This window comes from Mycobacterium sp. smrl_JER01 (assembly GCF_048513595.2).
Lineage (GTDB): Bacteria > Actinomycetota > Actinomycetes > Mycobacteriales > Mycobacteriaceae > Mycobacterium.
Genome location: NZ_JBLXXK020000001.1, coordinates 2,314,865 through 2,339,573, shown reverse-complemented (window position 1 = coordinate 2,339,573; position 24,709 = coordinate 2,314,865). Strand labels below are relative to the sequence as shown.

28 protein-coding genes are annotated in these 24,709 nt (G+C 68.2%); 7 read left to right on the top strand and 21 right to left on the bottom strand.

Annotation, left to right across the window (positions count from 1 at the left end):
* Positions 1-3 precede the first annotated feature (3 nt).
* Positions 4-924 carry an HpcH/HpaI aldolase/citrate lyase family protein gene (locus ACNUDN_RS11045; protein WP_498450152.1) on the top strand — a complete coding sequence of 307 codons (921 nt, stop codon included), beginning with the start codon at positions 4-6 and terminating at the stop codon, positions 922-924.
* Between the two features lie 116 nt (positions 925-1,040).
* On the opposite strand, the gene ACNUDN_RS11040 is transcribed toward ACNUDN_RS11045, so the two are convergent.
* The 5 genes from ACNUDN_RS11040 to ACNUDN_RS11020 form a co-directional block, all read right to left on the bottom strand.
* Positions 1,041-1,511 carry a hypothetical protein gene (locus ACNUDN_RS11040; RefSeq protein ID WP_419121976.1) on the bottom strand — a complete coding sequence of 157 codons (471 nt, stop codon included), beginning with the start codon at positions 1,509-1,511 and terminating at the stop codon, positions 1,041-1,043.
* 12 nt (positions 1,512-1,523) lie between these two features.
* Positions 1,524-1,979, bottom strand: a complete 456-nt coding sequence (locus ACNUDN_RS11035) for a flavodoxin family protein (protein WP_419121975.1) — start codon at positions 1,977-1,979, stop codon at positions 1,524-1,526.
* Positions 1,976-2,443, bottom strand: a complete 468-nt coding sequence (locus tag ACNUDN_RS11030; protein WP_419121974.1) for a hypothetical protein — start codon at positions 2,441-2,443, stop codon at positions 1,976-1,978. Before ACNUDN_RS11030 ends, ACNUDN_RS11035 begins: the two co-directional genes overlap by 4 nt.
* Positions 2,440-3,177, bottom strand: coding sequence for a 4-hydroxy-tetrahydrodipicolinate reductase (gene dapB / locus ACNUDN_RS11025; RefSeq protein ID WP_419121973.1), 738 nt, complete (start codon positions 3,175-3,177; stop codon positions 2,440-2,442). The genes ACNUDN_RS11030 and dapB overlap by 4 nt, the downstream gene beginning before the upstream one ends.
* A 97-nt stretch (positions 3,178-3,274) precedes the next feature.
* Entirely contained in the window at positions 3,275-4,609 is a 1,335-nt protein-coding gene (locus ACNUDN_RS11020) for an HNH endonuclease signature motif containing protein (protein ID WP_419121972.1), read from the bottom strand.
* Between the two features lie 102 nt (positions 4,610-4,711).
* Here ACNUDN_RS11020 and ACNUDN_RS11015 point away from each other — a divergent pair, with 102 nt between their 5' ends.
* Positions 4,712-5,095, top strand: coding sequence for a hypothetical protein (locus ACNUDN_RS11015; protein ID WP_419121971.1), 384 nt, complete (start codon positions 4,712-4,714; stop codon positions 5,093-5,095).
* Positions 5,096-5,135: 40 nt separating this feature from the next.
* Here the strand turns inward: ACNUDN_RS11015 and ACNUDN_RS11010 are convergent, their stop codons facing one another.
* The 9 genes from ACNUDN_RS11010 to ACNUDN_RS10970 all read right to left on the bottom strand — a co-directional run bounded on the left by ACNUDN_RS11010 (position 5,136) and on the right by ACNUDN_RS10970 (position 13,584).
* Positions 5,136-5,960: a hypothetical protein gene (locus ACNUDN_RS11010; protein ID WP_419121970.1), complete on the bottom strand. Its 825-nt coding sequence runs from the start codon at positions 5,958-5,960 to the stop codon at positions 5,136-5,138.
* On the bottom strand, positions 5,957-7,147 hold the full coding sequence (locus ACNUDN_RS11005; RefSeq protein ID WP_419121969.1) for an NHL repeat-containing protein: 1,191 nt from the start codon (positions 7,145-7,147) through the stop codon (positions 5,957-5,959). The genes ACNUDN_RS11010 and ACNUDN_RS11005 overlap by 4 nt, the downstream gene beginning before the upstream one ends.
* Positions 7,144-8,001 (bottom strand): NifU family protein, encoded by an 858-nt coding sequence (locus tag ACNUDN_RS11000; protein ID WP_419121968.1) that lies wholly within the window; start codon positions 7,999-8,001, stop codon positions 7,144-7,146. Before ACNUDN_RS11000 ends, ACNUDN_RS11005 begins: the two co-directional genes overlap by 4 nt.
* Positions 7,998-9,248 carry a hypothetical protein gene (locus ACNUDN_RS10995; protein WP_419121967.1) on the bottom strand — a complete coding sequence of 417 codons (1,251 nt, stop codon included), beginning with the start codon at positions 9,246-9,248 and terminating at the stop codon, positions 7,998-8,000. Before ACNUDN_RS10995 ends, ACNUDN_RS11000 begins: the two co-directional genes overlap by 4 nt.
* A 16-nt stretch (positions 9,249-9,264) precedes the next feature.
* A complete protein-coding gene (locus ACNUDN_RS10990; RefSeq protein WP_419121966.1) occupies positions 9,265-9,528 on the bottom strand; it encodes a hypothetical protein in 264 nt (87 codons plus the stop codon).
* Positions 9,529-9,533: 5 nt separating this feature from the next.
* Positions 9,534-10,307: a hydrogenase maturation protease gene (locus tag ACNUDN_RS10985; RefSeq protein WP_419125112.1), complete on the bottom strand. Its 774-nt coding sequence runs from the start codon at positions 10,305-10,307 to the stop codon at positions 9,534-9,536.
* 76 nt (positions 10,308-10,383) lie between these two features.
* A complete protein-coding gene (locus ACNUDN_RS10980) occupies positions 10,384-11,994 on the bottom strand; it encodes a nickel-dependent hydrogenase large subunit (protein WP_419121965.1) in 1,611 nt (536 codons plus the stop codon).
* A 20-nt stretch (positions 11,995-12,014) separates the two neighbouring features.
* The gene (locus tag ACNUDN_RS10975) at positions 12,015-12,980 is read right to left on the bottom strand and encodes an NADH-quinone oxidoreductase subunit B family protein (protein WP_419121964.1); all 966 of its coding nucleotides are present in this window, start codon (positions 12,978-12,980) and stop codon (positions 12,015-12,017) included.
* 85 nt (positions 12,981-13,065) lie between these two features.
* The gene (locus ACNUDN_RS10970; protein ID WP_419121963.1) at positions 13,066-13,584 is read right to left on the bottom strand and encodes a DUF1641 domain-containing protein; all 519 of its coding nucleotides are present in this window, start codon (positions 13,582-13,584) and stop codon (positions 13,066-13,068) included.
* A 231-nt stretch (positions 13,585-13,815) separates the two neighbouring features.
* Between ACNUDN_RS10970 and ACNUDN_RS10965 the strand changes: the two genes are divergently transcribed.
* Complete coding sequence (locus ACNUDN_RS10965) at positions 13,816-14,877, top strand: AraC family transcriptional regulator (protein WP_419121962.1); 1,062 nt, start codon at positions 13,816-13,818, stop codon at positions 14,875-14,877.
* Positions 14,878-14,917: 40 nt separating this feature from the next.
* Here the strand turns inward: ACNUDN_RS10965 and hypE are convergent, their stop codons facing one another.
* From hypE to hypF, 4 genes are read right to left on the bottom strand one after another with little or no spacing between them, the layout of a single operon-like run.
* Positions 14,918-15,988 carry a hydrogenase expression/formation protein HypE gene (gene hypE, locus ACNUDN_RS10960; RefSeq protein WP_419121961.1) on the bottom strand — a complete coding sequence of 357 codons (1,071 nt, stop codon included), beginning with the start codon at positions 15,986-15,988 and terminating at the stop codon, positions 14,918-14,920.
* Positions 15,981-17,174 carry a hydrogenase formation protein HypD gene (gene hypD, locus ACNUDN_RS10955; RefSeq protein WP_419121960.1) on the bottom strand — a complete coding sequence of 398 codons (1,194 nt, stop codon included), beginning with the start codon at positions 17,172-17,174 and terminating at the stop codon, positions 15,981-15,983. The genes hypE and hypD overlap by 8 nt, the downstream gene beginning before the upstream one ends.
* Complete coding sequence (locus tag ACNUDN_RS10950) at positions 17,171-17,446, bottom strand: HypC/HybG/HupF family hydrogenase formation chaperone (protein ID WP_419121959.1); 276 nt, start codon at positions 17,444-17,446, stop codon at positions 17,171-17,173. The genes hypD and ACNUDN_RS10950 overlap by 4 nt, the downstream gene beginning before the upstream one ends.
* Complete coding sequence (hypF, locus tag ACNUDN_RS10945) at positions 17,419-19,752, bottom strand: carbamoyltransferase HypF (RefSeq protein WP_419121958.1); 2,334 nt, start codon at positions 19,750-19,752, stop codon at positions 17,419-17,421. The genes ACNUDN_RS10950 and hypF overlap by 28 nt, the downstream gene beginning before the upstream one ends.
* A 189-nt stretch (positions 19,753-19,941) precedes the next feature.
* Here hypF and ACNUDN_RS10940 point away from each other — a divergent pair, with 189 nt between their 5' ends.
* Both ACNUDN_RS10940 and hypB read left to right on the top strand, forming a co-directional pair.
* The gene (locus ACNUDN_RS10940) at positions 19,942-20,295 is read left to right on the top strand and encodes a hydrogenase maturation nickel metallochaperone HypA (protein WP_419121957.1); all 354 of its coding nucleotides are present in this window, start codon (positions 19,942-19,944) and stop codon (positions 20,293-20,295) included.
* On the top strand, positions 20,288-21,097 hold the full coding sequence (gene hypB, locus ACNUDN_RS10935) for a hydrogenase nickel incorporation protein HypB (protein WP_419121956.1): 810 nt from the start codon (positions 20,288-20,290) through the stop codon (positions 21,095-21,097). The genes ACNUDN_RS10940 and hypB overlap by 8 nt, the downstream gene beginning before the upstream one ends.
* A 3-nt stretch (positions 21,098-21,100) precedes the next feature.
* Here hypB and aldR read toward each other — a convergent pair whose 3' ends face one another.
* On the bottom strand, positions 21,101-21,613 hold the full coding sequence (gene aldR / locus ACNUDN_RS10930; protein WP_419121955.1) for an HTH-type transcriptional regulator AldR: 513 nt from the start codon (positions 21,611-21,613) through the stop codon (positions 21,101-21,103).
* Between the two features lie 94 nt (positions 21,614-21,707).
* On the opposite strand from aldR, the gene ald reads away from it, so the two are divergent.
* Entirely contained in the window at positions 21,708-22,823 is a 1,116-nt protein-coding gene (ald, locus tag ACNUDN_RS10925) for an alanine dehydrogenase (protein WP_419121954.1), read from the top strand.
* A gap of 8 nt (positions 22,824-22,831) precedes the next feature.
* On the opposite strand, the gene ACNUDN_RS10920 is transcribed toward ald, so the two are convergent.
* Positions 22,832-23,209 carry a YchJ family protein gene (locus ACNUDN_RS10920; protein ID WP_419121953.1) on the bottom strand — a complete coding sequence of 126 codons (378 nt, stop codon included), beginning with the start codon at positions 23,207-23,209 and terminating at the stop codon, positions 22,832-22,834.
* Between the two features lie 45 nt (positions 23,210-23,254).
* On the opposite strand from ACNUDN_RS10920, the gene ACNUDN_RS10915 reads away from it, so the two are divergent.
* Entirely contained in the window at positions 23,255-23,812 is a 558-nt protein-coding gene (locus tag ACNUDN_RS10915) for a DUF4334 domain-containing protein (protein ID WP_419121952.1), read from the top strand.
* Here the strand turns inward: ACNUDN_RS10915 and bla are convergent.
* The gene (bla, locus tag ACNUDN_RS10910; protein WP_419121951.1) at positions 23,804-24,697 is read right to left on the bottom strand and encodes a class A beta-lactamase; all 894 of its coding nucleotides are present in this window, start codon (positions 24,695-24,697) and stop codon (positions 23,804-23,806) included. The genes ACNUDN_RS10915 and bla overlap by 9 nt on opposite strands.
* Between the last annotated feature and the right edge of the window lie 12 nt (positions 24,698-24,709).

Genomic DNA, 24,709 nt, shown 5'->3' with positions numbered 1-24,709 from the left:
AGCGTGTATGACCATACGTTCAGCGAATCGGCTTTCGGCGAGCACGGCAGACGGATCGATCCCGTCCTGGCCCGCAGCTGGCTGCTCGTCAACGGTGCGCAATTCGAACGCTTCGGACCGGCCTCGGAGTCCAGAGCCGACATCGTGGTCCTCGACATCGAGGACGCGGTGGCGCCGAAGGACAAGGTGAAGGCCCGCGAGAATGTCACGCGTTGGCTCTCCGACGGGCACGACGACTGGGTGCGCGTCAACGGTTTCGGCACCGACTGGTGGGCCGGTGATCTGGAGATGCTGGCCGGCAGCTCGGTGGGCGGCGTGATGCTGGCAATGGTGGAATCGGTGGACCACGTCACCGAGACCGCCAAGCGGCTGCCGAACGTGCCGATCGTCGCCCTGGTGGAGACCGCGCGCGGATTGGAGCGCATCACCGAGATCGCCTCGGCGAAGGGCACATTCCGGTTGGCCTTCGGCATCGGAGATTTTCGTCGCGACACCGGTTTCGGGGACAATCCGACCACCCTGGCCTACGCCCGCTCACGTTTCACGATCGCGGCGAAGGCGGCGCATCTACCGAGCGCCATCGACGGCCCCACTGTCGGATCCAGCGCGCTGCGACTCAGCGAGGCGACCGCGGTCTCGGCCGAGTTCGGCATGACCGGCAAGATCTGCTTGACGCCCGATCAGTGCCCGACCGTCAACGAAGGCCTTTCCCCCTCGGTCGAGGAGATCAGCTGGGCCAAGGAGTTTCTGGTCGAGTTCGAACGCGACGGCGGTGAGATCCGCAACGGTTCGGACCTGCCCCGGATCGCCCGGGCGAACAAAATTCTCGACCTGGCACGTGCGTACGATCTGGAGTCCTCCGAGTTCGACGACGTCGACGATCCCGTGCACATCCCGGCGCCCTCGGACACCTACCACTACTGACACCCCGGGCCACTCCTGACACCCCGGGCCACTACTGAGACCCCGGGAGCCACTGCTGACACCCCGGGCCACTCCTGAGACCCCGGGAGCCACTCCTGAGACCTGCGGAGCAACCGCTACTTGCGGTGCCGCTCCCGGCGCCGACGTGACCGCAGGTAGGTCTGCAGTCCACGCAGAATGCCGCGCGCGGCGTACACACCGGCGAGGATCGACAACACGATCAGCACGATGAACATCACCAGCCAGTTGGTGCGCTGGTGATCGATGTTCCACCACACGATGGTGAACAGCACTGCGCAGATGAACACCACCACGTCGCGCCAGTTGCCCTGATACGACGACGCCAGCTCACGCAACTCGCGGTTCTTGTGCACTGCGGCGATCAGATCGTCGATGCGCAGGTCGATGACGCGCTGCAACTCGGCGCGCCGCTGCACCTGGTCCTCGGGGATGCGCTCGAGCAGGTCCATGTCCTTGGTGATCATCGAGTGGATGTCGGGTGGTTTGATGTTGCCGGCAGCCAACCCCAGCAACGCACCACCGGCGATCGGGGCGCCGGCGAGCGCGATCTCTGCGATACCGGGCATTCCACTCCTTCGTCAGACCATCAGCGTCGCAGCAAGTGTGCCGCCCAGTTCGTGGGCGCGCGAGCGAACCGCGGCATCGATACCACCGGTGACGGTCAGCGGATCGGCGACGCGCACAAGTCCCAGACCGGAGGCCAGCCTGTCGACGGAGTTGACCGCGCCGACGGTGTCGTCGTTGCCGTGCACCCACAGTCCGTACGGCCGGCCGGCAACATGGTCGAGACTCGGGTAATAGATGGTGTCGAAGAAGTGCTTCAGCGCACCGGACATGTATCCGAAGTTCGCCGTGGTGCCGAAGAGATAACCATCGGCGGCGAGCATGTCCGGCAGGGTGGCGGCCAGCGCCGGAACAATCGAGACGTTCACGCCCTCGATGTCAGGATCCCGGGCCCCGGCCACGACCGCTTCGAGCAGATCCCGCGTCCCCGGCGACGGGGTGTGGTGAACGACGAGCAGCGTCGCGCTCACCGCGCCGCCTCGTGCATCTGCACGGCCTTCTTCATGGTCTCCCGGGCCCGGCTGCGGTCGCCGGCATAATCGTAGGCCCGGGCCAGGCGGTACCAACGTACCCAGTTGTCCGGGTCGGCCTGGAGTTCGTTCCGCACCGTGGCGAACAGCGCGTCGGCGGCATCGCGCTCGATACGTCCCGACCGCCGTCTCGGCAACTGCCCGACATCGAGCTCCATGCCCTGCTCGCGTGCCAGCCGGCCCAGACGCTGATGCGCCAGACCGGCTTTCAGCGTCGCGACCATCACCCAGATACCGATGATCGGCATGATCACGATGGCCGCACCCAGCCCGATGGCGGCCGGCTCCCCGGATTCGACGAGCAGCAGCGCGGTGCGGCCCAGCAGCGCGAAGTAGACGAGGAGCGCCGCGCACATGAAGCCGATCATCAGTTGGATGCGCAGTGCACGCGCTCCCTCGCTCATGCCAGGTCGAGCAGGGGCTCGATGCCGATCGTCAGTCCGGGACGTTCGCCGACCCTGCGGACCGCCAACAGCACCCCGGGCACAAACGAGGTGCGGTCCATGCTGTCGTGCCGGATCGTCAGCGTCTCCCCCTGCGTGCCGAACAGCACCTCCTGATGGGCCACCAGCCCGGCGAGCCGCACCGAGTGCACCGGGACACCATCCACATCGGCGCCGCGGGCTCCAGGAAGGCCGGTGCTGGTCGCATCGGGGTTGGCCGGCATCCCTTTTCGGGCCTCGGCGATCAGACGTGCGGTGCGCTCGGCGGTACCCGAGGGCGCATCGGCCTTGTGCGGGTGATGGAGCTCGATCACCTCCACCGACTCGAAGTGCTTGGCGGCCTGCTGCGCGAAGTGCATCAACAACACGGCGCCGATCGCGAAGTTCGGGGCGATCAGCACCGACACCTCGGGCTTGGCCACCAGCCAGCCCCGCACCTGCTCGAGTCGCTCCTCGGTGAAGCCGGTGGTCCCGACGACCGCATGAATTCCGTTGTCGATCAGGAACTTCAGATTCTCCATGACGACGCTGGGGTGGGTGAAATCGATGACGACCTCGGTGTCGCTGTCCACGAGTGTGGACAGCGAGTCGCCGGCGTCGACACCGGTCGTGAAAGTCAGGTCCTCGGCGGCCTCGACGGCCGCCACCATCGTCGCGCCCACCTTGCCCCTGGCGCCCAGCACTCCCACTCGCATGAGCTCACCCTAGCGTCACGTCCAACGGCTCAGGAAGTTCGCTCGTCGCACCGATGACTGCGCAGACTCTAGGCGTCCACCCAGAGGTCGCGGAGATCTAGTTGGTGGTCGGCGGCGGGGGCCGGAAGGGTGTGTACCACTTCCATTGGGCGCGTTCCCCGGACGGTCCGCGATATGGCGGGACCGCGAGCGGGGCCTTGGATGGGGGACGCGCCAATGACCCCGCCTTCAGTTCAGCACCGACGCTGTCGGTCACCCGAAGCCGGTCCGCGGGCCCGGTGATGGTGATGACGCCCCGGTGATGCAGCCGGTGGTGATGGGGACAGAGCAGGACCAGGTTGTCCAACTCGGTCAATCCACCGTCTTCCCAATGGTGGATGTGATGAGCATGCAACCCACGTGTCGCCCCACATCCGGGCACCACACACGTGCGGTCTCGGCGCTCCAGCACCCGGCGCAACCGGCGGCTGATCGTGCGGGTCGTGCGGCCGGATCCGATGACCTGCCCGTGGCGTTCGAACCACACCTCGCACGTCGCGTCACACGACAGATACCGGCGCTCACCAGCGGACAGCGCCGGCCCCAGATGCAGGGCAGCGATCTTGTCCCTGACATCGACATGCATCACCACCGTGGTGTGCTGCCCATGCGGACGCCGGACAGCCTCGGCATCCCAGCCGGCGTTCACCAGTGCCCAGAACGCCGCCACCGTGTCGGGTAGCGGCGCCGGCCCGACACCCGCTCCGTGACAGGCGGGCTCGATGTCGTCGACGTCCAGGTCGGCGATGTTGTGGTCGCGTTTCCACTGCCCAACCAGCGCCTCGTGATGAGACCGCAGCGCCGCCTCGAACGTCGCTGCCTCATCATGGGGCAGCGCGATCCGCCAGTAGGTGTACTGCTCATCGCTGCTCTTACTGATCGACGCCCGCGGTGCAGGCCCAGCCGCGGGCTCGCATTCGGCATCAGACCCGGACCCGGATTCCGAATCACCCGGTTCGGGGCGGGGTTCCTGCTTGACCGCGGTGCGCAGCTGGGCCACCGTCGCATGTGCAGCCAACTCCGCGTAATGCTCATCAGAGCCCGCCCCCGCGCGCTCGGCGATCACGCCGACCTGATCCAACGACAGCCGTCCCTCCCGCAAATCCCTCACACAGCGCGGGAACTCCTCCGACCGACGCGCCACCGCCACGATGGTCTCGGCGTTACGAAACGAGGTGCCCAGCTTCCACGCGATCAGCCCCTCCATCGACCGCACACTGGTGATCGCCCACAAACCTGCATCGTCAATCTCGGCGGCGATCTGCGCGATACGTCCGTCGATAGCGTTGCGTTGACCCGCCAATTCCGCCAACTCGTCGAAAAACACCTCGAGTCGATCAGACTCACGGACCACACCACCAGTGCCGGAACCGGACGGGACCCTCGCGGACATAGCTCCATCCAAGCAGCACCCACCGACAACTACTGACGACGGAAGTCGACGCGTTGCGGCTCTTGTGCGCCGTCACCGTTGCGCACCGGCTAGCCTCGGGTCATGACTCGTGCCAACCGCCGACCGACGGCTCTCGCGGCAGCCGCGACATGCGCTCTGCTGGGCAGCGCGCTGCCCGCGGCACCCGCGGTTGCGGCCCCCTATGGGAGCAACGGCGTCTTCGGCATCACCACCCAACCGCGTGACGGATGGGCGACCACCTTCATCCCGCCCGGCCGCTACCGGGTCGACCAGTCCCCCAGCATGCAGCCCTACCAGAGCCCGCCCGGACGTTGGTTCCGGTGCAGCAACTTTCCCTGTGCGCCAACGTATCCGGCGAACATTCTCGGAACGGGTGCGGCACTGCGGGACGCTCCGACGTTCGTCGACATCCTCCCCACCGATGTCGCCGTCGCGCTGCACAACGTCACCCTGACGCCGGCCTGAGGCGCAGCTCCGGGGACCGATCCCACCAGCGCCGGGCGGCTCAGCACGCCAGGGCCGGGTCGAAGCTCGCCCGAGCGGTGACCGACGCCGCGGCAGCTGCCACCACCACCGCGGCATCACCCTCCCGGCCTTTGGGGAAGACGATCTCGGCACTGTCGGGACCGTCGCGATGGGCCATCAGCCAGTCGTAGAGCAACCAGTCCAATGCGCACGCAACGTCATAGGGGTCCGATCCCGCCTGTCCCGCAGCCGCGATCACCCGCCGCATGGCCTCGCAGTGCTCACCGCGCGCGGCGTCCTTGTTGGTGCCCGAGCTGTCGTAGAGCAGCATCGACAACGTCAACGGCAATCGGGCGCCCGATTCGGTGCGGACCACCCAGCGTCCGCCCTTCCACGGCCGCGCCGGATCGACCTGGACCATCTCGCCGTAGCCACCGACGACACCGAGCGTCGGATCGTCGAGGACACCGTCCAACGGCGCGGGTCCCAGCATGTCCAGTGCGTGACGCGCCAGAATCGACATCAACACCGCCGTGCCGATGATCTTGCCGGCCCGCGCATCCGGTGACAGTCCCCGATGATCGACCGCCCGCGCATAGTCCAGGCACGCACGGTCGAGGTTGCGATACAGCTCGGCCAGATCCGCACGGTCCTGCGCCTCCGGGCGACGACCGCCACCCAGCAACTCGCCGAACCGCCGCGCCGCGTCGATCAGAGCGTCGTCGAGCGCGGACAGATGCGTCGCCGCCAATCGGTCCGGCTCGTCGTCCGCGGCCACCAGTGCGCTCAACGTGGTAGGCGCACCGTCGGCCGTCGTCCAGTGGAACCCGACCTGACCGTCGTCCTGAACGATGCGCGGTCTCACGATCGCCGCCACACCATGACGCGGTTGTTTCCCGAATCGGCGACCGCAAGCAGGTTGCCGTGCAGGCTCACCCCATAGGGCCAGCAGAGCGTGTCATGACCGACCAGCGCCCATCGGTTCTCCCCATTGGATCCGAAGTCCGGCTGGGCCAGCACGTGGTCGGCCGGCCGACCACCGAGTGCCTCGTCCGGCACGCCGTCCCACACCAGGATCCGATTGTTGGCGGTATCGGCGACGACGAGGCGACCATCGTCGAGGTCGACGGCGTACGGGAATCGGAACCGGTCGCCGGTGTGCGGGCCGTACGGCCACTCCTCGGCGGTCAGGAAATCATGCTGTCCCAGAACGGAATCGGCGGGGATATCGCCCATCGGGTGCGGTGACCAGCCGAGCACTCGATGATCTCCGGCATCGGCGATCAGCAGCCGTTCCGACGTCCCGGCGATCGCGTGCGGCCACCGGAAGCTCGCCGGACCCACCGGTCCGCCGCGGTTCTCCTCGCGGGCACACGCCGACGGCTGACCGAGCACGATATCGGCGGGCAACCCCGGCTCCGGGATGCCGCCCGTCCATCCGAGCACTCGGCGGTTGCCGGTGTCAGCGACCCAGAACCGACCTCCGAGCATCGCGAACCCGAACGGCCAGTAGAAGCTTCGCGCCGAACACGGTGCCCCGGCGTTGGGCTCGACCGAGCGGGCGTCGCGTTGGCCGAGCACCACATCCGGCGCCACATCGTCGGACTGCGGCACCTCGTCCCAGATCAGAAGTCGATGGTGCCACGCGTCGGCCACGATCAGCCGGCCGCCGACGATCGCGACCCCGGTCGGCAGGTTCATCCCACGCTCGGGGCCGCGGCCCCCCGCCGCGCGGCCCTCCGTAAACCCGTCCGGTTGCCCCAGCACCACATCGGCGCTCTGCTCGTCGGTGTCCGGAAAACCGTGCCAGATCAGCACGCGATGGTTGCCGGAGTCGGCGACGACGACATGCCGGTCGTCGACGAAAACCCCGCGCGGTGAGTACATCCACGCCATGCTTGGCGACGCCTGCGGCAACGCCAGGCCACCCGGGGCCGGAGCGCCGAGCCAGCGTAGCGGCCGCCAGCCACCGCTGTGATCGTCGGCAAGAGTGGTGGCGCTCTTGCCGGCCGGGCGGCCGGCGATGGTATGCCGCACCGTGTAACGGCTCATCGACCGGTCCGAACCCAGACATCCCCGTCATCGATCCGCAACGGCAGCTGCTCCAGTTGCACGCCCGGTGCCGACAGGCACTCGCCGGAGGCCGCGTCGTAACAGAAGCCGTGCCATGGACAGGTCAACGTACCGGCGGTGGTGTCGATGATCGCCTCATCGAGCGGCAGCGCCTCATGCGCACATTCGTTACGGTAGGCGGACAGTCGCTGGCCCAGGCTGACCACGATGACGCCATGGTCACACGCTGTGAGGGCGTCGACGGCGAGTTCGTCGACGCGACCCACATCGACCCAGCCGTCGGCGTGTGGTCTCGGTGGCATCCGCAGCGCCTCGACCGGTATCAGGGTCGGGCTGGGCCTGTCGGCCACCACCTCGACCGCCGACAGCGACGAAACACCCTGCAAAAGAGCAGATTCGACGAGTTCACGAAGCGTGACCGCCGCCATCGAACAGCCGTTGCACGCACCGTGGAGCTCGACGAACGCCACGCGGTCGACGATCCGCACCAGCGTCACATCGCCGCCATGGCTGTGCAACTGCGGGCGGACGCCACTGAGCGCCCGCTCGGCCAACGTGACCGGATCGGGCCGGATGATGCCGTGCAGCGACAGCAGCATCCGCACCACGGGGTCGTCCACCAGATGGAACAGCAGCGGCCGTGCCGCGTCGTCGGCGCGCATCCGGGCCACGATTGTCGTCAGTCCGGCGCGGTGGATGTCCTCCAGGGCGGACTTGAGTTCCTCGGCGGCGGCTTGCGCGGCCGGATCGAGGTCGGCCAATGCCGCGACTGCGGCGTCGACCCGGCCGGCCAGGACATCGAGATCCGTCGCACCGGAGCCCACGACCGTCATCGGGCCACCTCGCGCGAGATCTCGTCGAGCACTGCGCGCACCGTGCGCACCGATTCGGTGTCACCGTGCTCCTCGAACAGGAAGCGCGCCTCGTAGAGCCTGGCCTTCGCCTGGTCGAACACACCGAGGTGCGCCAGCACGTTGCCCTGATTGGCCAGCACGCGCGCCCGGCCGTGCGGGTCGACGTCGCGGTCACGGGTCGCCAGCACCGACTCGTAGATCTCGACCGCCTCGACCAGGTTCTCCTGGCGGTGGCGAGAAGGGCTGTAGACCAACGAGTTCGCCAGGTTCAGCTGGACGCTGGCCCAGCGTTGCGGGTGTTCGTCGCGGGTGAACACCGTCAGCGCCTGGCGCAACGACTGTGCCGCGATGCCGAGCCGCAGCTGACTCGAAGCCTCCACCATCGGCATCGTCAGATACGCGGTGGCCAGGTCGGCGTGCCCGGAGGCCCACAACAGCGGAGCGTCCTCGCGGCGGATCAACTGCAGCGCGGAATGGTAGTGCGGGATGGCCGCCGGCATCAGTTCGGGTTGCTGCGCCGCCTGCTCGTGCAGGATGCCCGCCGCGTTCAGGTGCAGTTCGGCGCGGGTGACCTTGAGCCCGTCGGCGCCGTCGAGAAGGCGCAGCGCGCGCTCCAGCCGCGCCGACGCCGTCCGGTCGTCCTCGGCGTTGTCGCCGGTGCGGCACAGCCCGGCGGCCGCACCGAGTAGGACACCGGCCAGCGCTCTGCTCACCGGCTGGGCGGAGTCCGCGGCCGCGTCGAGCAGACGCACGGCGTCGGTCGGGGCGTCCGCGGCGACCGCCGCGGAGGCGGCGGTGGCGAGCACCGCGGCGGCAAGCTCACCGTCGAGCCCGGCCGCGTCGGGGACCGCATCGCTGCGTCCGAGCGCGAACAACACCACGTCGACGAGCACACCGAACTCGCCGAGGCCGGCACGGACCGCCTCGGGGTCCGCGGAGTCGGGGTCGAGAACGAAACGGTTGTAGCGCGTCACCGCGTCGTCGCCGGCCAGCGCAGCCAGCGCCGCGTCCCGGTCACCGGTCACGGCGTACCGGTGCGCGGTGAGCCGGTCCGGCCAGGCGTCGGGAAGGCGTCCGGCCAGCAGCGTCGCGCGAGCCGCGTCGGTGTCGTCGCCGGCGGGGATGAGCAGGAAACCCAGCGGAAGACCGAACACGCCGAGCGGCTGCGGGCGTGCCACCGGTGCGGCAGCACCCTGCTCGGTCGGTTCGACAACTGTGTCGGTCATGGCCCTCCCAGCAGACTCACCTCAGGTCGCGCTCCGCGGCCCGCTTGATCAGGTCGGCCGCCAGATCCGCCCGCCGGCGGGTGCGGTGGGTGCTGATCCGCTTACGGACCACCCCGTCGTCGAACACCACGACGATGTCCACGGCCCAATGGCCGCGTTCATGCACCACGACGGTGTCGACCGTGCGGGCCTCATCGGCGGAACTGTCGGCGCGGACCACGGTGGGCCGTCGGCCCTCCGGAAAGGAACCCGCCGGGGAGGATTGGGGACGCTCACACATGGCGATCACCGTTCCCGCTCCTCGGATGCCGAAACCGGGACGCGCAATGCCGACTGTTCATCGTCCCAGAATGCGCGAAACACGCCCCGAAGTGGGGTCTCCCTGAGTAGCTCGCCGACCAGGACCGAGCGGTCACCCGCCGGATTCCGCTGCTTGAGCAGCAATCCCCCGCTGCGAGGGCCTCGCAGTGGAATCAGCCAGAACGTGCTGTCGCGCAGGACCGCAGCCACCGCGTCGGACGGAAACCGCGCGGCGGCGAGCTCGGCATCGATGCGCAGATAGCCGTCCGCGGTGAACTCCACCGAAACCTCGCGCCGGCCCGCCGGCCGCAGCGGTGCCAGGTAGTCACGCTCGACGATGGCGAGGACGTCCTCCATGGCCGCGGTCACCGGCTCCGACAGGTCAGCACCCAGGTCGACACCGGCGACCTCGATCAGGAACACCGTGATGTCGGTGGGGCACGCATCGCCCAGCGCCCAGCGCGCGAATGCGATCGCATGGTCCCAGCGGAACGAATGGGTGTGCAGGCCCTGCAGCGGCGGCAGTTCGGCCAGCTCCTCTCCCGGCACCCGAAACGTCGTTCCCGGCGCCGAACCGGTGGCCGCCGCATCGATGATGACCACCCGGTGGGCACCCCGCATCTGGAACGCCACGTCCATCCCGGCGGTACCGCCGTCGACCAGTTTCGCGCCGTCGGGGACGCCGCGTTCCCACAGGTGACGGATCAGAACCGGACCCACACCGTCGTCGCCGCGCAGCAGGTTGCCGCAGCCGATCACCAGCACCTGGCAACCCGGCGGCTCGAGCGGTGCCGCCGGGTTGCCAGGTCCTGCGTTCGTCTCTGCGGCGGGCAGCTCACACCATCCCGTTGATCACGAACTTGTTCAGCTCCCGGCCGGTCTTGCCGTCGTAGGCGTGCACGGTGCAGACCAGGCAGGAGTCGAAGCTACGGGCCACATGTCCCAGTTCGACCGGATCCTCGGCGTCGACGATCGGAGATCCGACCAGCGCCCGCTCGATCGGGCCCAACACCTCCGATCCGTCGCGCGGACCGATGTTCCAGGCCGTCGGCGTCACCACCTGATAGTTCTTGATCTTGTTGTCCTCGATGACAATCCAGTCCGACAGCGACCCGCGCGCCGCCTCGGTGGAGCCGAACCCCTTGCCCTCGGCGTATTCGGTCGGCTTGGTGTAGAAGCTCTCCTTGAGCTCCAGTGCATCGAGCCACTGCCGCGCCCACTTGTAGTACTTGGGCGCCTCGTGCATGCGAGCCAGCTGGCGCACCATCACCGACGGGCCGATGGTGTTGTAGATGTCGCCGAACAGCGGATCGTCGTCCTGGTGGGCGGCGGCGTTGGGTCCGGCCGCGGCCATCCGGCGCGCCAGCGGCCCCGCCTCCAGCGGAATGTTGCCCAGGTCGCCGACGGCGTAGCGCGGAGACTTGGCCCAGCTGTACTTGCCCTGTTTACGGCCCTGTTCCGGGTCGATCGGGATGGTCTCGCCGTCGAACGGGTGCAGCGGGCGGTCCCCCTGATAGAAGGAATGGGCGACGTCCTCGCGGACATTGGCCTGGTCGAACTCGAAATACCGGCCGTCGGCGAAGACCCCGGAACGGCCGATCAGCGCCGCGTTGCGACCGTCGATGGTGGGGTTCTGGTACAGTGACGGCTCGAAATACGTGCCGGTGGCCAGGTAATTGCCGACGCCCTGACCGTATTTGTCGAGACCGACGTCGAGACAGTAGCGGATGAAGAAGCCGCAGTCGCTGTTGTACTGCGCCTCGTTCTCGTCCACCCAGGCCAGTACGTCGTTCCAGGTCTTGTTCTCCATCCAACGGTCCACCGAACAGCCCAGCCACTGACCCTCCAGCCAGGCGTCGTTCCAGTGTTCGAGGATCGCGATCGAACGGGTGACATCCGAGAGTGTCGGCGCGCACATCACCCCGCCGGGCACCATGAAACTCGAATGCGGCCACTGCCCACCGTAGATCGCGTACACCTCAACGGGTTTGGCGCTCAGAACGACACCGGGCTGGTAGCTGGTCCCGACGTAAGGGGCAAAGCGGCGAACCGCCTCGTCGTAAAGCGCCGACTTCGCGTAGTTCTTGTTGGTCAGATCGATGGCGAAGAGTGCGTAGAAATAGCGCGGGATCGACTGCAAGGTCTCGCAGGCCTGGCAGATGTTGCGGACCAGCGTCGCGTTCGGCGGCATATGGGTGCGCCACGCCGTGTCGAGCGCGTACGCGGACTTGTAGAGGTGGCTGCCACCGCAGATGCCGCAGATACGGGGGCACACCACCAGGCCGGACTGAGGATCCTTGCCGCGCAGGATGATTTCGAAACCCCGGAACATCGCCGCCTCGGTCCATGCCGAGGTCACGACGCCGTCCTCGATGGTCACCCGGACGTCGAGATCACCCTCGACCCGGCCGAGCGGGCTGACGAACAGATCCAATTGTGACGACATGTGAAAGTCCTTCCTGGTCCCTAGACGACGAACATGTCTTCTTTGGACCACTGCGGCGCCGCGATGCGCGCGGCCGCCGCCAAGCCCATATAGGTGAGATGGTCGGTCCCCTCGGGGACCTCCTTGGGGATCATCCCGCTGACCTTCTGCGTCTTGAACAGTGTTCCCGGCGCGAGGTCGAAGTGCGGGAACTCGGGCTCGGTGCAGCCCAGGCACGGCATGCCGGCTCGGGTCTTCGAGGACTGCCGGTTCCACAGGATGCGGTTGCACGGGGAATGCGTCATCGGGCCTCGGCAACCGAATTCGTAGAACAGGCAACCGGTTCGGGTGCCCTCGCCGAACGACAGTGTCGACTGCTTGTACTCGAAGAACTGCACGCGGGTGCAGCCGGTCTGGGTGAATGTCTTGAAGAACGTCTCCGGGCGATGCAGGTCGTCGAGGGTGATGTCGCCGGCGCGGCCGGTGGCCAGCGCCACCAGGATCTGGGTGATCCAGTCCGGATGCGCCGGGCACCCGGGCACATTGATGACGGGCAGCCCCATCTTGGACCGGAAGTCCGGACCGAGGAATCCGCCCTTCTCGCGTTTGTGGAACTGCAGCCCGGTCGACCCGGACGGGTTCGGCTCCATCGCCGGGATGCCGCCCCAGCAGGCGCAGTCACCGATCGCGACGACGATCTGGGCGGCGCCGGCCAGATCGGTGACCCAGTCCTTCATCGGGCGGTCGGCGAACATGTCGGCGCGGCCGTCGTAGGCCTCCATGACGGTGCCCTCGAACACGAAGATGTCCAGTGGCCGTTCGCCGCTGGCGCAGTCCCGGAACACTTTCTGGGCGTTGTGTCCGAGTTCGAGACCCAGGGACGGGTGCCACAGCAGATCCAGTCCGAAATCGACGATCAGGTCGACGACGTTGGGCTCCTCCGCGTTGAGGAACGACATGGTGTTACCACTGCACGCTCCTCCTTGGAACCACAGCACCGATGCCATGAGAACTCCTCTCGATCCCCGGAGGCGGGACCTCCGTAGCAGACAGTTCGCCAGTTCTGTTGTGCGTGACCGTGTCCTCGACAGCTCACAGCCGTCGACCGAAGACCCTTGCCACCTCGATCAGGTACACCAGGCCGCGGGCGACATCGGGGTCTTTGGCGGCGCCGCGCAGTGTCTTCCACAGTCCGCGCAGACCTCGGGGTGCCGGCGGGACGGACTGTCGCGCCGTCACCATCGCGTCGCCCAGCGCGGCGAGGACCTCCGCGCCCCGCGGGTCGGTCAGCGGGGAGTTCAGCAACGTGGTGATCGCCGGCGCCGCGTTGACCAGGCCGCCGGAAAGCAACGCCAGACTCGACGACAGTTCGCCCAGATCCCCGGTCTGGCCCCGGAGCTCGCCGATCGCCGAGGTCAGATTGGCGGTGATGTCGTCGCCGCGCCGGACGAAACCGTCAAGCCCGGTGACGAGCACCGCGAGCAGATCCGCGTGCTCCAACAGGGTGCTCAGCGCCTCGGCGATCCGCGGATCATCGAGGCGGTCGCGCACCGCCGTCGACGGCCCGGCCGGGTCGAGCACGGGAGTCGCCGTGTCACCGTTGCTGCCCATACCCGACCTCCCTGCCGGACTCCCCGCATCGGGAAGTGCGTGGCTGTCTGCCTCAACGTACTCAGCCGCTTCGGCCCTGCCTATCGCTTTCGCGCAACCGGTATCAGGATTGCGCAGATCTGGCTACGCTGAAGCGAGCCTGATGTTTAGGAGTCTTGCCTTGCCGATGCGAATTCCGTTACCCCGCTGCAAAGTTAGCCTTCCCTATCCTGCGCGGAGGTAGCCGCCCAGATGTCGCGGTTGACCCGCCTGGGCTTCATCGACATCCGCCGCACCAGCGATCCGGTCCGGCGCAAGGTGCGTTCGCGCGGGGTGCCCCCGGCGCTCACCGCCCACGAGATCTTCTACACCGAGGACATCGCGAAGGCGACGCGGTTGATCGGACGCGCGCTGTCGCCGCTGGCGCTGACGGTGGACCCCGTCCATGCCGACGGGTTCGCCGCCACCATGCACGGCATCCGGCTGCGCAACGTCAGCATGCTCTACCTCGATCTGCATGTGCCTGCCTCGATCGAGATCCCGGAATGCGGCCGCTATTACGCGGTGCACATGCCGATGAACGGGGTGGCGACGGTTCACCACCCGTCGGCGACCTTCCAGGCGAACACCATGCGTTCCCTGGTCTCCAGCCCGGGGGTACCGTTGCGCATCGATCTCGGCGTCGACACCCCGCAACTGCTGATCCGCATCGAGGCGCACGCGATGATCGCGCATGTGACACGGCTGATCGGCCGTAATTTGGTTCGACCGTTGGTGTTCGAGCCCCAGTTCGACCTCGCCAGCGAAGCGGCCATGCGCTGGCACGCCGCGGTGCAGCTGGTGCACACGGAGGTCTACCACGCCGGTTCGCTGATCCAGAAGGGTCGCGCGATCGGGCCGGTGGAGGAACTGGTGATGAGCAGTCTGCTCCACCTGCAGCCGTCGAACTACCACGCCGACGTCACCCAGCCCTCGCCTCCGGACCCGCGCCGCACGGTCATCCAGCAGGCGATGGACTACATCGACGATCATCTGGCCGAACGCATCACGATGGACTCACTGTCGGCCGCCGTGCACATGAGCGTGCGGTCGATCCAGCAGGGCTTCCGCTCCGAGCTCGGCATGTCGCCGATGGCGTTCGTCCGGGAACGCCGTCTGGAACGCGTGCACGAGGAACTCACCGACGCGATCCCCTCCGACGGGGTCACCGTGACCGCGGTGGCCGAACGCTGGGGGTTCCACCACCTGGGCAGCTTCGCAGTGGAGTACCGGAAGCGCTGGGGCGAGGCGCCGTCGGAGACGCTGCGACGCTGACCACGGCACGCCTCAACCGGGCCTCAACCTCAACAGATCGTCAGCAGATACGCGGAAGCTGCTCCCCCAGTTCGCGCTCGACCACCCTGGTGGTGCCGAACGGGGTGCGCGCCACCGCCATTCCCGGGTGCTCGGCGACAACGCGTCCGATCACCGCCGCGCCCGCACCCTCGGGGCAGCTGCGCATCGCGTGCAACACCGCGTCGGCATGCTCAGGGGCGACAAACGCGACCATCTTGCCCTCGTTGGCGACCTGCAGCGGGTCCAGGCCGAGAAATGAGCAGGCCGAGGACACCGTGTCCGGGATCGGGATCGCCCCTTCGTCGAGTTCGACACCCACCGATGCGGCACGGGCGATCTCGACCACCGACGCCACCAGGCCGCCACGGGTCGGATCGCGCAGTGTGTGCACCGCACCGGGTCCGGCCGCGGCGAGCATGGCCGCCACCAGGCGGTGCAGCGGCGCGCTGTCGGTCCGCACCTCGGTACCGAAGTCGATGCCCTCGCGCACACTCATGATCGCGACGCCGTGTTCCCCGATGTCACCCGAGACAAGCACCACATCGCCCGGGCGAGCGCGCTCGGGCCCGATCTCCACACCTGCGGGCACCACGCCGACACCGGCGGTGTTGACGAAAAGCTGGTCAGCACCGCCCTTCCCGACCACCTTGGTGTCCCCGGTGACGATCGGCACCCCGGCCGAGGCTGCCGCCCTGCCCATCGTCGCGGCGACCGCGCCGAGCACGTCGAGCTCCAGTCCCTCCTCCAGGATGAAGCCGGCAGTGATCCCCACCGGCTGAGCCCCGCTGCAGGCGAGGTCGTTGATCGTGCCGTTGACGGCCAGGTCCCCGATGTTGCCTCCCGGGAAGAACAACGGCTGCACGACATAGGAATCGGTGGTCACCGCGATGCGTCCGGCGCCGGTCTCCAGGACCGCCGAGTCCCGGCTCGGCGCGCCCTGCGAGCCGAAAGCGGGCAGGAAGAGGTTCTCGATGAGTTCCTCGGACAGCACCCCGCCGCCGCCGTGCCCCAGCACCACCCGCCCGGTCTCGCGTAGCGGCAGCGGGCACACCCAGTCCGCCGGATCGATCGACACCGAGGCGTCAGACATGCGCCGGCTTCGATGTCGGCGCCTGCGCGCCTGCCGGCTTCGACGTCGGCGCCTGCGCGCCTGCCGCCTTCGACGTCGGCGCCTGCGCGCCTCCGGTCGCCTCCAGTCGGCGGAACTGGTAATACGCGGCGCAGGCTCCTTCGCTGGACACCATCGTCGCGCCGAGCGGTGTGCGCGGTGTACAGCTGCGCCCGAAGGCGGGGCACTCGTTGGGTTTGAGCAGCCCCTGCAACACCTCGCCGCTGCGGCACTCCGCCGATTCGGCGACCTGCACATGGCCGACGCCGAACCGGCGCTCGGCGTCGAAGTCGGCATAGCGCGGCGAGAGCGTCCAGCCAGACCTCGCAATCATGCCGATGCCGCGCCATTGCCGGTCGGTCACCGCGAAAACCTCGGCGAGCGTCTGACGCGCGACCGGGTTGCCCGCGGCGCTGACCGCGCGCGGGTAGGCGTTACGCAACGCCGGTCTGCCGTCCTCCAGTAGCTGCACCGCCTGACGGACGCCTTCCAGCAGGTCCAGCGGCTCGAACCCGGTGACCACGATCGGCACCCCGAATTCTTCGACCAGCGGCTCATATTCGGCGGTACCCATCACCGAGCACACGTGACCCGCCGCCAGGAAGCCCTGTACCCGGTTGGCCGGCGACGACAGGATCGCGGTCATTGCGGGCGGGACCAACACATGGGACACCAGCATCGAGAAGTTGGTCAACCCGAGCCGCTGGGCGTGCAGCACCGCCATCGCATTGGCCGGCGCGGTGGTCTCGAAGCCGACACCGAAGAACACCACCTGTCTGTCCGGGTTGTCCGCGGCGATCCGCACCGCGTCCAGCGGGGAGTACACGATGCGCACGTCGCCGCCGCGGGCGCGCACGGCGAACAGGTCCTGCCGGCTGCCCGGCACCCGCAGCATGTCCCCGAACGAGCAGAAGATCACCTCCTCGCGCGCAGCGATCTCCAGCGCCCGGTCGATCATCTCCAGCGGGGTGACGCACACCGGACATCCGGGGCCGTGGATGAACTCGACCACACCCGCGAGCAACTGGTCGATTCCGTTTCGGATGATCGAATGTGTCTGCCCGCCACAAACTTCCATGATGGTCCAGCTCCTGGTGGCGCTCCGGCGGATCGCATCCACCAACGTCCTGGCCGCCGCAGGGTCGCGGAACTCGTCGAGGTACTTCATGCCGGATCCCGCCTTCCGACCGGCTGTTCGCCGGCCAGTTCCTCGTCGAGGACCCCGAGATCGGCGAACATGCGCAGCGTTTCGTGCGCCGATGCCTCGTCCAATCGGGTGATCGCGAATCCGGCGTGCACGATGGTGTACTCACCGATCGTCATGTCGGGCAGATAGGCCAGGCAGACGGTCTTGGTGGTGCCGCCGAACTCGACCGTGGACATCCGTGTTCCGGCTTCCTCCCAGATCTCGATCACCTTGCCGGGGATCCCGAGGCACATGGCCCGCTCCTTTCCCGAAACACACTCCGCGACAGCGTCGCCCTCGCGACCGCCGCCTGTCCCAAAGCCAGTCCGCCGTCATTGCACGGCACCACCCGGTGGGTCAGCACTTCCAGCCCGTGCGCCCGGAGGCCTTCGGCGACCCCGGCCAACAACCTGCGGTTGGCGAACACACCGCCGGTCAACCCGACCGTCGCGATTCCGGCGGCCGCGGCAGCGGTTGCGGCGGCCGACACGGTCGCGCGCGCCACCGCATCGTGAAATGCGGCAGCCAGATCGGCGGTCGCCGCGCCGCCGCGCAGACCCTCGACCAACCCGGTGATCACCGGGGACGGATCGAGCACACCGGCGCTGACCTCGAAGTCGGCAACCGGCCACGGCCGCGCTGCCCGAGCCCGGTGCTCCAGTTCGATCGCGGCCTGGCCCTCGTAGCTGACCTGCTGGCACACCCCGAGCAGGCTCGACACTGCGTCGAACAGCCGCCCCATGCTGGTGGTGGGCACACATCCCACGCCGCGCCGCAGCTGCTGGGTGAGGATGTGCATGCCACGGGCACCGAGCGCGGCCACCGGCGGGAGATCGTCGGCGGGCTCGATTCCCGCCCGGACGAGCAGGTCCAGCGCGATGCGGGCGGGCTGGCGCACCGCACCGTCGCCGCCGGGTAGCGCGAACGGCGCCAGATGCCCGACCCGGGTGAAGCACACCGGATCGGACACCGCGAGTATCTCTCCGCCCCAGACCGTGCCGTCGGTGCCGAAACCGGTGCCGTCGTAGGTGACCGCGATGATCGGTGTGCCGAGCCTTCGGTGCTCGGTGAGCAGCGAGGCCACGTGGGCGTGATGGTGTTGCACGGCGATCAGCCGACCACCCCGGCGACCAGCCCACCGGGTGGTTGCGTACCGGGGATGCAGGTCGTGGGCGACGACGGCGGGTGTGCTGCCGGTGAGGAAGCTGAGGTGGTCCACCGCCGCGGCGAAGCAGTCCTGGGTGCGCGGGTCGGCCATGTCGCCCAGATGTGACGACAGGTGGGCGCGGCCGCCCGTGCCGGTCAGCGCGAAGGTGGTCTTGATGTCGCCGCCGGTGGCCAGGATCGCGTCACCGTCACCGCCACCGGTACCGTCACCGAGGGTGACCGGCAGTGGTGCGTAGCCACGGGAACGTCTCAGCGGCAGCTCGTTTCCGTCGCCGTCGATGCTCACCACCGAGTCTTCGCAGGGCACGTGAATGGGCCGGTCGTGGCGCAGCACGGCGTCGGCGAGCCCGTCGATCCAGTGCAGGTCGCCGTCGCGGAAAACGATCGGAGACCCGCCCTGGTTGGCCGAGGTCATCACCAGAGCGGGCATGTCGGGCTCGGCGAACAACAGATGGTGGATCGGCGAGTACGCCACCATCACCCCGAGGTCGCCCAGGTTCGGTGCGACCTGGGCGCTGACCGCTCCGTCGCGTGCCGGCAGCACCACGATCGGCGCGGCGGCCGAGGTCAGCGCCCGGGCGGCGGGCTCGTCGACGTCGCAGATTCCGCGCGCCGCATCGAGGTCGGCGGCCATCACCGCAAAAGGCTTGGCGGGCCGATTCTTCCGTTGCCGCAGGCGCGCGACCGCGCCGTCGTCGTCAGCACGGCAGGCCAGGTGATAGCCGCCCACCCCCTTGACGGCGACGATCAGACCCGATCTCAGCGCTGCGGCCGCGGACTGCACCGGGTCGCGCTGCGGCCCCGGTCCGTGCCACGACAGCGTCGGCCCGCAGGCCGGGCAGGCGATGGTCTGCGCGTGATAGCGGCGATCGGTGGGGTCACCGTATTCGGCGGCGCAGGACGCGCACATCGGGAACCGCGACATCGTGGTCGTGGGGCGGTCGTAGGGCACATCGGTGATCACGGTGTACCGCGGTCCGCAATTCGTGCAGGTGATGAACGGATGGCGGTGCCGACGGTCGGCAGGGTCGAACAGCTCACGCAGACAGTCGGCACAGGTGGCGATGTCGGGCGCCACCAGGGTGCGCTCGCCGCCGGCGCCGACCGCGCTGCTCTCGAGTATCCGGAAGGCGGTGTCCCCGAGAGCCGGGCGCGTCTCGACGATGAAGGTGTCGACGCACGCCAGCGGCGGCGGCGCGCCGCGCAGTACGCCGACGGCGGCATCGACCTGCGGCGCTGGACCCTCCAGTTCGCAGCGGACGGCACGAGCGTCGTTGCGGACATACCCGGTCAGCCGGTGCTCGGCCGCGATCCGTGCCACGGCGGGACGGAACCCGACGCCCTGGACGACCCCGGTGACGGTCAACCGCACCCGCACGGTGTCACCCGGCACGGGACCCACCGTCGATCTCCGAACTTGCGCTCATGGCGCGGTCTCCTCCGAGCTTTCCGGCTGCTGCGCCACTGGGCTGGGGACACAGACCGGTGTGGACAGGCTAGCGCCGGCGCCCGACCTCAACAATCGCAATCTCGCAGGAAATTCTGCGCTTTTCCGATGCCCGGACCGGCATATCCTTCGACTGTGCACGAGTTGTCGCTGTGCCACGCCATCGCCGGTGTGGTGAAGACACACGCCGCCGGCCGTCGCGTCGATGTGGTGCGGATTCGGGTCGGCGCGCTGCGTCAGGTGGTACCCGACTCGCTGCTTTTCTGCTGGACGATCGTGCGCGAACACGAGCACCTCGGCGACGCCGAACTGCAGCTCGAGCAGGTGTCCGCGGTGGTCGACTGCCGAGGGTGCGGGCAAGGGTCCGAGATCACCTCGCGATGGTCGGTCTGCTGCCCGAACTGTGGCAGCGGGGACGTCTCGGTGGTGCGGGGCGAGGAATTCCTGGTCACCTCGATCGACGTCGCCACGGAGGTGGGGCATGGGTAGATTCCACCGCCACGACGACGGGACCGTGCACACCCACGAGCACTCCGCCGACGGCCATTCCCATCAGTCGCCCGCAGACCACGGCGATTCCCGTGACCCGTCCCACCAGCACGGCGACCACAGCGGCTACCGCACCGCCGCCGAACGCGTCGATGTGCTGGAGGCGATCTTCTCCGAGAACGACGCCCGGGCCGCGGCGAACCGGAAGACCTTCGAGCAGAACGGTATCCGCGCGCTGAACCTGATGAGCTCACCCGGCTCGGGCAAGACCAGCGTGCTTGCGGCGACGCTCGACGAGCTGGCCGGCGAGATCGCGATAGGCATCGTGGAGGGTGACATCGCCACCGATCTCGATGCCGCGCGGTTGACCGGCCGCGGTGCGCAGATCTCACTTCTGAACACCGACAACGGGTTCGGCGGCGAGTGTCATCTCGACGCCCCGATGGTGCAGCGGGCGCTGAGCGGGCTCGATCTCGACGGGCTGGACCTGGTCGTCATCGAGAACGTCGGAAACCTGGTGTGTCCCGCCGAATTCGACGTCGGGGAACACGCCAAGGTGATGGTGTACTCACTGACCGAGGGTGAGGACAAACCCCTGAAGTACCCGGTCATGTTCCGCGCGGTCGATGTGGTGCTGCTCAACAAGATCGACCTGGCACCGCACCTCGACGCCGAGGTAGACACCTACATCGAGCGGGTGCGCACGGTCAATCCGTCGGCGCAGGTACTGCCGGTGAGCGCGAAGACCGGAGCCGGGATGACGCAATGGTTCCGGTGGCTGCGAGACTTCGCGACCGGGTGACCGTCACAGCGGCGACGCGCCACGCAGGTGCTCGAAGATCAATGACGTCTGGGTGCCCGCGACATCTGCGTCGGCGTTGAGGTTCTCCACGACGAACGAGCGAAGATCGTCGGTGTCGCGGGCGGCCACGTGCAGGATGAAATCGTCGGCGCCGGCCAGGAAGTACACATCCATGACCTGCGGTTTGCTGCGGATCTGAGCGATGAAGTCGCGGATCTTGCCGCGGGCGTTGAACTGCAGGTTGACCGAGATCATCGCCTGCAGGGTCAGCCCTATCGCCGCCGGATCGATGTCGGCGTGAAACCCGCGGATCACGCCGAGCTCCTGCAGCCGCCGCACCCTGCCATGGCAGGTCGACGGCGCGATACCGACGAGTTCGGCCAGAGCGCTGTTCGACATCCGGGCGTCGGCATGCAACGCGGTCAGGATGCGCCGGTCGACGTCGTCGACGGCGGCCCGAACATCCTTCGACGGCACCGCTGCCGAGCCGCGCAAATCTGCTGATTCTTCACTCACGCTGCGAACTTATCGAATCTTGAACATAGATATTGCCTAGATTCCGATGTTTCTTCACACTTTTACCCAACAGTCCACATACTGAGGAGCGATCATGCGCGTCGGCATCCCGACCGAGATCAAGAACAACGAATACCGCGTCGCGATCACCCCGTCCGGCGTCGCCGAACTGGTGCAGCGCGGCCATGAGGTCCTGATCCAGTCCGGCGCCGGTGACGGTTCGGCGATCACCGATGCCGACTTCAAACGGGCCGGCGCCCAGATGATCGCCGGTGCCGACGAGGTGTGGGCCGAGGCGGACCTGCTGCTAAAGGTCAAGGAACCCATCGAGCCCGAATACTCGCGACTGCGTGCGGGGCAGACCCTGTTCACCTACCTGCACCTGGCCGCGTCCAAGCCGTGCACCGACGCGCTGATGGCATCGGGAACCACGTCGATCGCCTACGAGACCGTGCAGACAGTCGACGGCGCGCTTCCCCTCCTTGCCCCGATGAGCGAGGTCGCCGGCCGGCTGTCGGCGCAGGTCGGCGCATACCACCTGATGCGCAGTCACGGTGGGCGCGGCGTGCTGATGGGTGGTGTCCCCGGCGTCGCCCCGGCCGAGGTGGTGGTGATCGGCGGCGGCGTCGCCGGCTACAACGCCGCCCGCATCGCCAAGGGCATGGGTGCGCACGTCAACGTCTTCGACGTGAACATCAACACGCTGCGCAAGATCGACAACGAGTTCAACGGCAGCATCGAAACCCGATACTCGTCGATGCTGGATCTCGAAGACGCCGTCAAGGGCGCCGATCTGGTCATCGGCGCGGTGCTGGTCCCCGGCGCCAAAGCCCCCAAGCTCGTCACCAATGCGACCGTCGCTGCGATGAAACCGGGGGCGGTGCTGGTCGACATCGCGATCGACCAGGGCGGCTGTTTCGAGGATTCGCGGCCCACCACGCACGACGATCCGACCTTCATGGTGCACGACACGGTGTTCTACTGCGTGGCCAACATGCCGGGCGCGGTGCCGCGCACCTCCACCTACGCGTTGACCAACGCGACGATGCCCTATGTGCTCAAGCTGGCCGGCAAGGGGTGGCACGCCGCCTGCCAGGCAGACCCCGCGCTCGCCAAGGGTCTGTCGACCCACGCGGGAGCACTGCTTTCCGAGCAGGTCGCCGCCGACCTCGACCTGCCCTACACCGATCCGGCGCAACTGCTGGCCTGACCGCCCCCTCAGTCGAACAGTTCGCCGTCGACGTAGAACCACCGCCCGGCGCGGAGCGCGAACCGCGACCGCTCATGCAGCGCTCCGGTGCGGTGATGGGCACGAAACTCCACCTCGCCGGTGTCATCACCGGCACCGCCGGCGACCCGGTCCAGGATCTCCAGGCGGGTCCACGTCACCGCGGGATGGTCGGCGACATCACCGGGACGCGTGCGGGGGTGCCAGGTCCGCCAGATGTAGTCGACGTCGCCGACCAGATAGGCACTGAACCGCGACCTCATGAGTTCCTCGGCGCTGCGCGCCTGTCGTTCGCTCACGAGCAGGGGCAGACAGCAGCGCCCGAAGCGGTCACCACTGCCACAGGGGCAGTTCTCGTCAGCACGCATGGGGACAGTCTGCCCAGTTGACAGGTGTCAAGTAGGCTTGGGTCCATGTTCGCGCTCACCGACGTCCTCAGCACCGTGCCCGCCAGCACCGCCGAGGCTCTCGAACTCTTCGACTCCCGCCCGGCGGTGGAAACCGGCTCCATACTCGGTACCTGGCGCGGCGCCGAGCTGCCGACCGGGCACCCCCTCGACGGCATGCTGGCCGCCAGCGGCTGGTGGGGCAAGCACTTCGGCGACGACGAGACCGTGCATCCGCTGCTCTTCCCCACCGCCGACGGCACCGCGCTGTGGCCGCTGAACCCACTGCCGGCGTTCGGCGGACTGGGCCTGGCCACCCGGCTGCCCACCCTCAAACACCGCAACTTCGCCGGCGTCATCACCGCGCTCAAACCCGCTCTCCAGGCCCGCGGCCCGAAGGCGCGGCTCCGCACCACCCGCTACCGCGGCGTCGACACCGCCACGATGATCTACGACCAGCTGCCGATCAACGACGTCTTCCGCGCCATCGACGACCGGACCCTACTCGGCGCGATGGACCTGCGCGGCATCAGGACGCCGTACTTCTTTGTCCTGCAACGGGACAACTCGCTGCGATTAACCTAGCTCGGCGAGCACCAGCGCTGCGAGCTCACCGATCAGCGGCCGCAGGCTCGGGGCATCGGGGTCGTCGGTTGCCGACTTCGTCATCAGCGCCAGCAGCAGCTGCCGTCCGTCCGGGCCGTACACCACCCCGACGTCGTTGGTGGTGCCGTAGTCCCCGCTTCCGGTCTTGTCCGCGCTGGTGAATCCGGCGGGCAGACCGGCGCGCATACTCGACGTCTGATTGGCCAGCATCCAGTCCAGAAGCTGCTGACGCACAGTAACCTCCAGCACGTCTCCGGTCAGGATGGTGCGGTAGCCGCCCCCGAGGGCACGCGGTGTGCTGGTGTCCCGCGGATCCCCGGGCACCGCGGAGTTCAGTTCGACCTCCCAGCGGTCCAGCCGGGTGTGCTCGTCACCGATGCTGCGCGCGAACGCGGTGATCGCGGGCGGACCGCCCAGGACGCCCAACAGGCCGTTGGCCGCGGCATTGTCGCTCTGTTGCAACGCCGCCTGGCACAGCTCGGCCAACGACATCGCCGTCCCCACCCGCGGACCGGTAACCGGCGAGTGCGGCCGGATGTCGTCGGGTTCGATCGGTACCACGTCGTCGAGGCTGAGCTGCCCGCGCTGGGCTCGCTGCAGTACCGCCGCGGCCGCGTAGGTCTTGAATGTCGAGCACATCGCGAAAGTCTCGGCGTCACCGGAAGCGACAGTCCGCTCGGTCGCCAGATCGACGGCGTACACGCCGATTACGGCGTTGTGCCGGACCGCGAGGTCGGCGATCCGGTCCTGCAGCGGGGGCAACGGTTCGCCGGGATCGGCGAGGACGATCTGCGGTGCACAGGCGGCCACCGCCGCCAGTGACACCCCACCGAAGAACAACTGGCGTCGGGAGAGATTCGGCATCGCCTGCCAGGC